At 67.8% G+C, this 8,335-nt stretch carries 6 protein-coding genes; 5 read left to right on the top strand and 1 reads right to left on the bottom strand.

The window, feature by feature from the left end:
- Nucleotides 1–281: HNH endonuclease signature motif containing protein (locus ACWEKS_RS44310; protein ID WP_452345691.1), on the top strand; the 281-nt coding region annotated here is incomplete at its 5' end.
- A gap of 426 nt (nucleotides 282–707) precedes the next feature.
- Here the strand turns inward: ACWEKS_RS44310 and ACWEKS_RS44305 are convergent.
- On the bottom strand, nucleotides 708–3,020 hold the full coding sequence (locus ACWEKS_RS44305; protein ID WP_452345690.1) for an arylsulfatase: 2,313 nt from the start codon (nucleotides 3,018–3,020) through the stop codon (nucleotides 708–710).
- A 136-nt stretch (nucleotides 3,021–3,156) separates the two neighbouring features.
- On the opposite strand from ACWEKS_RS44305, the gene ACWEKS_RS44300 reads away from it, so the two are divergent.
- Genes ACWEKS_RS44300 through ACWEKS_RS44285 form a run of 4 tightly spaced genes read left to right on the top strand, consistent with a single transcriptional unit; the run spans nucleotide 3,157 to nucleotide 8,283 of the window.
- Nucleotides 3,157–4,743 carry an ABC transporter substrate-binding protein gene (locus ACWEKS_RS44300; RefSeq protein WP_452345689.1) on the top strand — a complete coding sequence of 529 codons (1,587 nt, stop codon included), beginning with the start codon at nucleotides 3,157–3,159 and terminating at the stop codon, nucleotides 4,741–4,743.
- Nucleotides 4,740–5,699, top strand: a complete 960-nt coding sequence (locus ACWEKS_RS44295; protein WP_379427184.1) for an ABC transporter permease — start codon at nucleotides 4,740–4,742, stop codon at nucleotides 5,697–5,699. The genes ACWEKS_RS44300 and ACWEKS_RS44295 overlap by 4 nt, the downstream gene beginning before the upstream one ends.
- Nucleotides 5,696–6,586 carry an ABC transporter permease gene (locus ACWEKS_RS44290; RefSeq protein ID WP_452345688.1) on the top strand — a complete coding sequence of 297 codons (891 nt, stop codon included), beginning with the start codon at nucleotides 5,696–5,698 and terminating at the stop codon, nucleotides 6,584–6,586. The genes ACWEKS_RS44295 and ACWEKS_RS44290 overlap by 4 nt, the downstream gene beginning before the upstream one ends.
- A complete protein-coding gene (locus ACWEKS_RS44285; protein WP_452345687.1) occupies nucleotides 6,583–8,283 on the top strand; it encodes a dipeptide ABC transporter ATP-binding protein in 1,701 nt (566 codons plus the stop codon). The genes ACWEKS_RS44290 and ACWEKS_RS44285 overlap by 4 nt, the downstream gene beginning before the upstream one ends.
- Nucleotides 8,284–8,335: the final 52 nt, after the last annotated feature.

Raw genomic sequence — 8,335 nt, 5'->3', positions numbered from 1 at the left:
TGCACCACATCACCGACTGGGCCAAGGGCGGCCCCACCGATCTGACCAACCTGACCTTGGTGTGCGATCACTGCCACGCGCTGGTCAACGACAGTCCCGACGGCTGGAAAACCGTTGTCATGGGCAAGGATTCCCCGTATCGGGGACGCACCGGGTGGATTGCCCCGAAACGTCTTGACCCCACCGGCATTCCTCGCGTGAACGACAGACATCACGTCGGTGAGTGGGTCGCCGCTGCCATCGATTCCAGTTGCTCGAGGTGGGGTTCACGGGCGGCGTGATTCCCGGCTGCTCGTGTGCTGCCGGCGTGCGCAGGGACCGGGGAGTGTGGTTGCGTCGCCTGCCCTACCGGACTTGGGCTCACGCCGGGTTGAGAGCCGCCACCCACCGATCCCGGCCCACGGACCGCACGCATCGCCTTCTACAGACGAAACCCACCGCAGGCCCACCCTGAAATCGCCGAACACCGAACAACCACAGCGGTCTTCTCCTCGCGACTTCCCATCCTGCGGATACCCCAACCCCGAGACCTAAGCGAATACCTCCTGCAGCGACACCCACATGCAGGTTCAAAGGTGAGGGGGCTGGTAGACGAAGGCGCGTCCCCAATCCCGGCCCCCTCCCTTCTCCAGGCATCTTTGTCTTTTGATCTTTTGGTTCTTTGTCTTTTCGTCCTTTGAGGTTGTCGGCTCTGGGTTTTGGGTCTGCTACTCCGCAATCAGTTCTGCTTCGGAATTCAAGGCTTGTTGGGCTGACTCGGGCACTCCGACGGGGCCTGGCCGATAGGTGATGGAGTGGAGGGAGCCGGAGTAGCGGAAGACGCCCCGGCGCTCGCGAAGGGACCAGGAGACGGGACCTCGGGCGTCAAGGCCGACGGAGATCCCCGTCCAAGGTGACATGCCTACGAGTTGGACTTGGTTGGGGAGGGTCGCGGCGCGGACGCCGTCGATGCCGATGGTGAAGTCCCAGCGCAGGTGAGGTCGGACGGTGGCGGAGACCATGAAATGGCCGCTGCCGGACGGGATTTCACCGGCATCGGCTTCGGTGTAGCGACCGTAGGCGTTGTAGCCGAAGATCAGGTGGCCGTTCTCCACGTAGAGGAGGTAGCCGCCGAGCGGGTCGCCGTGGGCGACGAGAACACCCTCATCGCCGCGACGGTAAACGGCCAACTCCACTGTGATCGTGAAGTCGCGGTAGGCGATCAGTCGCTGAGAGCGGTACCGCTCGAGGGTGGGCGTGCCGGGCAGGATGCGGACCTGCTCGCCGAGCCGGGCCTCCTCCGGACGGCGCCGAGCCAGGTCCTGCCGGGTGACGAGCGGGAAAACCGTGTTGTGCCACGCGGCTTCGTCCCACGCGGCCGAGAGCTCGGCGACCTTGTCCGGACGCTGCTCGGAAAGATCGTGGAGCTCGGTCGGATCGGTGCGGACGTCGAACAGCTGCCAGCGTGGATTGTCGATACCGCGCTCGGGCTCATAGAGCGCGAGGAGCTTCCAGCCGTCGCGGTAGAAGCCGCGGTGACCGGTCATCTCCGAATACTGCTCGACGTGCGGCGAGACAGCGGCCGGGTCGCTCAGCACATCCACCGCCGAGACGCCGTCGAAGTCCTTGGCGGGCAGTCCGTTCCGGACCGTCGGCCGTTCGAGCCCGGCGAGTTCCAGCAGCGTGGGCGCGAGGTCGGTGATGTAGACGTACTCCTCGCGCACCCCGGTATCGGCCTCCGAGCGCGGCAGCCCCCTGGGCCACGACAGCACGAACGGCACCCGCACCCCGCCGGCGAAGGTCTGCCCCTTGTAGAAACGGAACGGCGTATTCGACGCCTGCCCCCATCCGCGCGGATAGTGCACCCCCAGTTTCGCGGTGCCGATCAACTCGTCGTCGTGCGGCACGTCCCGCTCCCAGTCGGGCTCGTCGACCTGAGCGAACTGCGCGAAATAGGTTCGGGTGCCCTCGGGCCCGCCCTCCGCGGTGCCGCCATTGTCGGAGGTGAACACGATAATGGTGTTGTCCAGCTCGCCGAACTGCTCGAGCACCTCCACAATCCGCCCCAGGCTCTGGTCGATGCTGTCGACCATGCCCGCGTACACCTCCATGTACCGCTCGAACCGCGCCCGCTGCTCCTCGGTCAGCGCATCCCACTCCTGCGCTTCATAACCCGGCTCGGTATTGCGCGGCTTCTGCTGTGTCCCCGCCGGGAACAGCCCCTGCGCGATCTGCGCGGCGAATCGACTCTGCCGCAACCGATCCCAGCCCTCCCGATACCGCCCCCGATACTTGGCCCGATCCGCCGGCTTGGCCTGCAATGGCCCGTGCATGGCGGTGTGCGCGAAGTAGAGGAAGAACGGCTTGGCCGCATCGTGCGCCCGCAGGTCCTTGAGATATCCGATGGCGCGATCGGTGTAGTCGTCGGTCAGGTAGTACCCCTCCGGATACTCCTCGACATCCACCGCCGAACTGTCGGAGATCAGCTGATTCGGATAGTAGAAGGAGTTCAACCCCTCCAGTGACCCGTAGTACCGGTCGAATCCACGTTGCGTCGGCCACGAATCCCGGTGCGCCGCCGGATGCAGCGTGGCGTCGCGGACCAGATGCCACTTCCCCACCGCGTAGGTCGCATATCCGTTGGCGCGCAATATTTCCGGCAATGTCAGCACGTCATCGGCCAATTCCAGCCGCAGCCCCGGATAGCCGGGATCGGCATTCGCGACGAAGCCGAAACCCGCACGGTGGGAATTGATTCCGGTCAGCAGCGCCGCCCGCGACGGCGAGCAGAGCGGGGTGGTGTGGAAGTTGGTGAGCCGCAATCCGTTCGCGGCCAGCCGATCCAGGGTCGGGGTCTCGATCTCCGACCCGAACGGGCCGATATCGCTGAAGCCCATATCGTCGACCAGCACCACGACGATGTTGGGCGCACCGGCGGGCGCGGTCGGCGGATAGTTCCACTCCGGCGCGGAATCGGCGGTGGTGCGGCCGATCTCGCCGGCGAAATTCTCATAGCCACGGGCATGGGCGGGGACTGACATGCTCCCAGCAAAGGGCGCGGGCCCGCGCCGGAGCCAGGGTTTCACTCTGGCTGCGTACAACCGGTGAGCCGTCATACATCCGCGGATAGCGTCGCCGCACACCATTCGGCCCCGGTCCACACTCGAGGTTTTCCAGATGAATTCGTCCCCCGGCGGTCTGCACCGCCGTCATTTCCTGCGCGGTTCCGCCGTCGCCGCCCTGGCGATCCTCGGCAGCGGAGCGCTGGCCGCCTGCACCTCGGCGGTGAACCAGCAACGCGGCGGCGACGACAACGCACAACCCGTGCGCGGCGGGACGCTGAAGTACGGCGTGCTGGTGGACCTCGTGCCCGCCAACCTGCTCACCAATACCGGCACCACACCGTATGTGATCGGCCTGGTCTTCGAATCCCTGGTGCGCTACCCGCACGACAAGCTCGAACCCCAGCCGCTGCTGGCCAAGAGCTGGACCCTCGCCCCCGACGGCAAGTCCATCACCCTGGACCTGCGCGACGACGTGAAGTTCCACAGCGGCCGCCCCTTCACCTCCAAGGACGTCGAGTTCTCGCTGCGCACCTACGCCGATCCCAAGTGGTCGGCGCAGCTGAAGAGCACGGCCGCCGCCGTCACCGGCTTCGACACCAGCGATCCGCACCGCATCACGCTGACGCTGGCGCACCCGCTGAGCAATCTGTTCGACCTGCTCGACACCGTGCCCATCCTGGACAGCGAGTCCATCGACCAGCTCGCCACCGGCGACAAGATCATCGGCACCGGCCCCTTCCGGTTCGTGCAGCGAATCCCCAACCAGCAGTTGGTATTCGAGAAGAACACTGCCTACTGGGTGCCCGACCGCCCCTACCTGGACCGCGTCGAATTCACCGTCATCGCCGATAATCAGGCGCAGCTCAACGCCCTCAAGACCGGCCAGATCCAGCTCGCCGACGGCATCACCTACCGCGACAACGAGAATCTCGCCAAGACCGACGGCTTCCGCGTCATCACCTTCGAGGGAGCCGAGCTCCAGGTCTACGTAGGCGCGAACGTCGCCGACCCCGCCCTCGCCGATGTGCGGGTGCGCCAGGCCATCGCCTACGCCCTGGATCGTGAGCGCATCATCAAGGAGGTCTTCCGCGGCGCCGGCTATCCGCTGAACCTGCCGTGGCCCAAGAACTCTCCCGCCTTCGACGACTCCCGCAACAGCCGCTACACACGAGATGTGGCCAAGGCCAAGCAGATTCTGGCGCAGCTGCCCAAACCGCCCAAGCTGCCGCTCACCTACAACACCGCCTATCCGGTCTTCGAGGCCGCCGCGCAGATCGTGCAGGCCGACCTCGCCGAGATCGGCATCGAGGTGGAACTCGCGCCCACCGAGAACGCCGCCTTCATCAAACAGCTGATCGGCGCACAGTTCCCGGGCCTGTGGATCACCGACCACTCCTGGGCGCAGTTCGTACCGTCCACGCTGACGGTCAGTGCCTACCCGTTCAACGCTCGCAAGAACGCCTCCCACTACGAATCGCCCGATTATGTCTCGGCCGCCGACGCCGCCTGGCAGCTGCCGCGCGCCACCGGCCCGGACGCCACCCGCGCCTACCAGGCACTCAGCGATCAACTGCTGGACAGCCTGTTCCTGATCGAGATCGGCGTGCACTACCCGCAGGACAGCGCATCCCGGAAACTGCACGGCTTCGACTGGACCAAGCGCCGCGAGCACGTGTTCACCCAGGCGTTCCTGGCATGACCGCCTATCTGCTGCGCCGGGTGCCGTCCGCTCTCGCGGTCCTCTTCGGCGCGTCGGTGCTGATCTTCCTGCTGCTGCGACTGGTGCCCGGCGATCCGGCCACCACCCTGGCCGGGCCGGACGCCACCCCGGAAACCATTGCCGCCATCCGGCATCAGCTCGGCCTGGACCGGCCCATCCCGGCGCAGTACCTGTCATGGCTGCACGGCGTGGTGACCGGAGACCTGGGGCGGTCCTATGTGATCGGTGGCCAGATCGCGGATCTCATCGTGCGGGGTCTGTCGAACACGCTCATCCTGACCGCCGCGGCGTTGTCGCTGGCGGTGATCGTGAGCCTGGCGGTATCCGTCGCCTCGGTCCTGTGGGATCGGCGCTGGCTCAATGCGATCGTGGCGGCCGCCAATACGGTGACCGTCGCCATCCCGGTCTTCGTGACCGGCGTGCTGCTGGTGCTGGTGTTCGCGGTCGCCATTCCGATCCTGCCCGCGGGCGGCATCCCGCCGGACGGGTTCCTGGCCCGGCCCGACATTGCCGTCCAGTATCTGCTGCTGCCCGCCATCTGCCTGGGACTGCCGGTGGCCGCCGCGCTGACCCGCTTCCTCACCGAGGCCCTGCGCACCGAACTGGCCAAGCCCTACGTCCTCACCGCCCGCGCCCTCGGCATCCCGCGCCGCCGCATCATCACCCACGGCGCGCTGCGAAACGCATTGCCCACCATGCTCACCGCGCTCGGCATCCAGACCGGCAACCTGCTCGGCGGCGCGGTGCTGGTGGAGGCCGCGTTCGCCTGGCCCGGCATCGGCCAGCTCATCGAACAGGGCATCAACCGGCGCGACTATCCGGTGGTGCAGGCGCTGCTGCTGTTCTCGGTGGCCGTGTTCGTGGCCATCCAGCTGACCACCGACATCGCGCACGCCTACCTGGATCCGCGCATTCGCATCGGAGGCCGCGCATGAGCGAGCTCGCCGTCGCCGAGAGCGACGACACCACGACGGTCACGGAAAGCCCGGGCCGCGAACCGAATCCGGGGCGGCCGCTGCTGCGGGCGCTGACCCGTGGGCAGGGGCTGGCGGGCGTGCTGCTGATCGCCGTCATCGCGGTGGCGGCCCTCGCCGCCGGGCTGCTCACGAAATACGACCCGCTGGAGCAGATTCCGGGCGCCAACCTGCTCGGACCGAGCGGCGACCACTGGCTGGGCACCGATGAGATCAACCGGGATGTGTTCACCCGGACCCTCTACGGCATCCGCGTGGATCTGCTCATCGCCTTCCTGGCCGTCCCGGCCGGTGCGGTGCTGGGCTCGATCATCGGTCTGGCGGCCACCGTGAATCCGGTGGCGGATGTGCTGGCGCAGCGCGTCTTCGACCTCATCCTGGCCTTCCCGGCGCTCATCTTCGCCATCGCGCTCACCGCGGTGACCGGGCCGGGCGCGCACGCGGTCGTCATCGTGATCATCGCCGCCGAACTCCCCATCTTCGGCCGCCAGATCCGCACCGCCGTGCTGGCGGTGCGCGAACAACCCTACGTGGAGGCCGCCGCGGTGATCGGTGCGAGCACCGGCTGGACACTGCGGAAACACGTGCTGCCCAATGTGATCGAACCGCTCGCCGTACAGCTGGCGCTGTCACTGTCCCTGGCGGTGTTCGTGGACAGCGCCATGAGCTTCATCGGCATCGGCGTGCGCCCACCGGACCCGTCACTCGGGTCGATCATCGCCGAGTCCACCCGCAACCTGGACGCCAATCCCGCCATGGCCGTCGGCCCGCTGCTGGTGGTTTCGGCGCTCACCCTCGGATTCCTGTTGATCGCCCAGGCTCTGGGCCGCGCCCGGAGGATCGGATGACCGACGATACCCTGCTCGACATCCGCGACCTGGTGGTGAGTTTCGGCCAGCGAACAGTGGTGAACGGCGTCGGCGTGCGCGTCGCGCGCGGCGAAACCGTAGCTCTGGTCGGCGAATCCGGCTCCGGCAAGTCCCTCACCGCCCGCGCCGTCCTCGGACTGCTCCCCACCGGCGCGACCGCCACCGGCTCGATCCGCCTCGACGGCGCCGAGATCATCGGCGCCACCGACACCGACCTGCGCCCCCTCCGGGGCACCCGCGCGGCCATGGTCTTCCAGGAACCACAGACCGCGCTGAACCCGGTGCGCCGCATCGGAACCCAGATCGCCGAGGCCCTGCGCGCCCACCGCCCGATCAGCAGGTCCGAGGCCCGCGCCCGCGCCATCGAACTCCTCACCCGGGTCGACCTCCCCGAACCGGCCAAACGCGTCGACTGGTACCCCCACCAGCTCTCCGGCGGCCAGAAGCAACGCGTAGTGATCGCCCTGGCCCTCTCCGGCGACCCCGACCTCCTCATCGCCGACGAGCCCACCACCGCCCTCGACGTCACCGTCCAGGCCGAAATCCTCCGCCTCCTCCAGGACCTCCAGCGCCGCAACAACACCGCCATCCTCTTCATCACCCACAATCTGGGCGTAGTAGCCGCCATCGCCGACCGGGTGGTGGTCATGCGCGCCGGCCAAATAGTCGAAACCCAGCCGGTCCACGACCTTTTCACGACCCCGCAGTCCGCCTACACCCGCGAACTACTCGCCGCGGTCCCCGTGCTGCCTGCCGGCCCGGCGTCACCGTCGACTGTGGCGGCGCCGTCTTCGTCATCGGCGTCTGCAACAGGGCTTTCTGCGTCAGCGCCGACCGCTGAGTCGGCGGCCGAGCCAGTGCTGCGTCTCAGCGACCTGTCGGTGGTCTACCGCCGCCACGGCAAGCGCTTTCAGGCCCTGCATGATGTCTCGCTGACTCTGGCTCCGCGCGAAGTGGTGGGTCTGGTCGGGGAATCGGGTTCGGGTAAGAGCACGCTCGGCCGTACCGCGCTGGGGTTGGTGCCCGCGGCTTCGGGAGAGGTCGTGTTGCAAGGCGTCTCGTTGACCGGGCTGTCGCAGCGGGAGTTGCGGGGGCTGCGCAAGAACGTCGCGCTGGTGCATCAGGACGTGGCCGCCTCGCTGGATCCGCGGCACAGCCTCGAGGACTCGATCGGCGAACCGCTGCGGGTGCACCGGGCGGCCTCGGGGGCGCTGTTGCGGGCCAGGGTCGGGGACCTGCTCGAATCCGTGCGCCTGCCACGCGAGTATGCGAGCCGGCGGCCGGGCGAGCTGTCCGGCGGGCAACGGCAGCGCGTCGCCTTGGCGCGGGCGCTGGCCCTCGCGCCACGGCTGCTGGTGGCGGACGAGCCGACCAGCGCGCTGGATGTCTCGGTGCAGGCGCAGGTGCTCGAACTCTTCGCCGATCTGCGCGCCGAATACGGATTCGCCTGCCTGTTCATCAGCCACGATCTGGCGGTCGTGCATCAGGTGGCCGACCGCGCGGTGGTGCTGCGGGAGGGTCGCATCGTCGAATCAGGCCCGGTCACAGCCGTTTTTCAGCATCCGCGCGAGGAGTACACGCGGCGCCTGCTGGACGCGGTTCCCGCCCCGGATCCGGCCCGCGCGCGCCGAGACGAAATCGTGTCCGTCCAAGTACCCCTCGCATTGGGGGCCTGAGAGTAATTTGGGGAGCGCCATTCCGCGCCGACTGCCACGACCCACCGGAACT

This window comes from Nocardia sp. NPDC004711, from assembly GCF_053601595.1.
The sequence above is the reverse complement of the archived record's forward strand: the minus strand, read 5'-3'. Positions and strand labels throughout refer to the sequence as shown.

Coding starts and splice junctions, on each gene's coding strand:
- ACWEKS_RS44295 (WP_379427184.1), top strand. CDS start 4,740: ATGACCGCCTATCTGCTGCGCCGGGTGCCGTCCGCTCTCGCGGTCCTC.
- ACWEKS_RS44305 (WP_452345690.1), bottom strand. CDS start 3,020: ATGTCAGTCCCCGCCCATGCCCGTGGCTATGAGAATTTCGCCGGCGAG.
- ACWEKS_RS44290 (WP_452345688.1), top strand. CDS start 5,696: ATGAGCGAGCTCGCCGTCGCCGAGAGCGACGACACCACGACGGTCACG.
- ACWEKS_RS44300 (WP_452345689.1), top strand. CDS start 3,157: ATGAATTCGTCCCCCGGCGGTCTGCACCGCCGTCATTTCCTGCGCGGT.
- ACWEKS_RS44285 (WP_452345687.1), top strand. CDS start 6,583: ATGACCGACGATACCCTGCTCGACATCCGCGACCTGGTGGTGAGTTTC.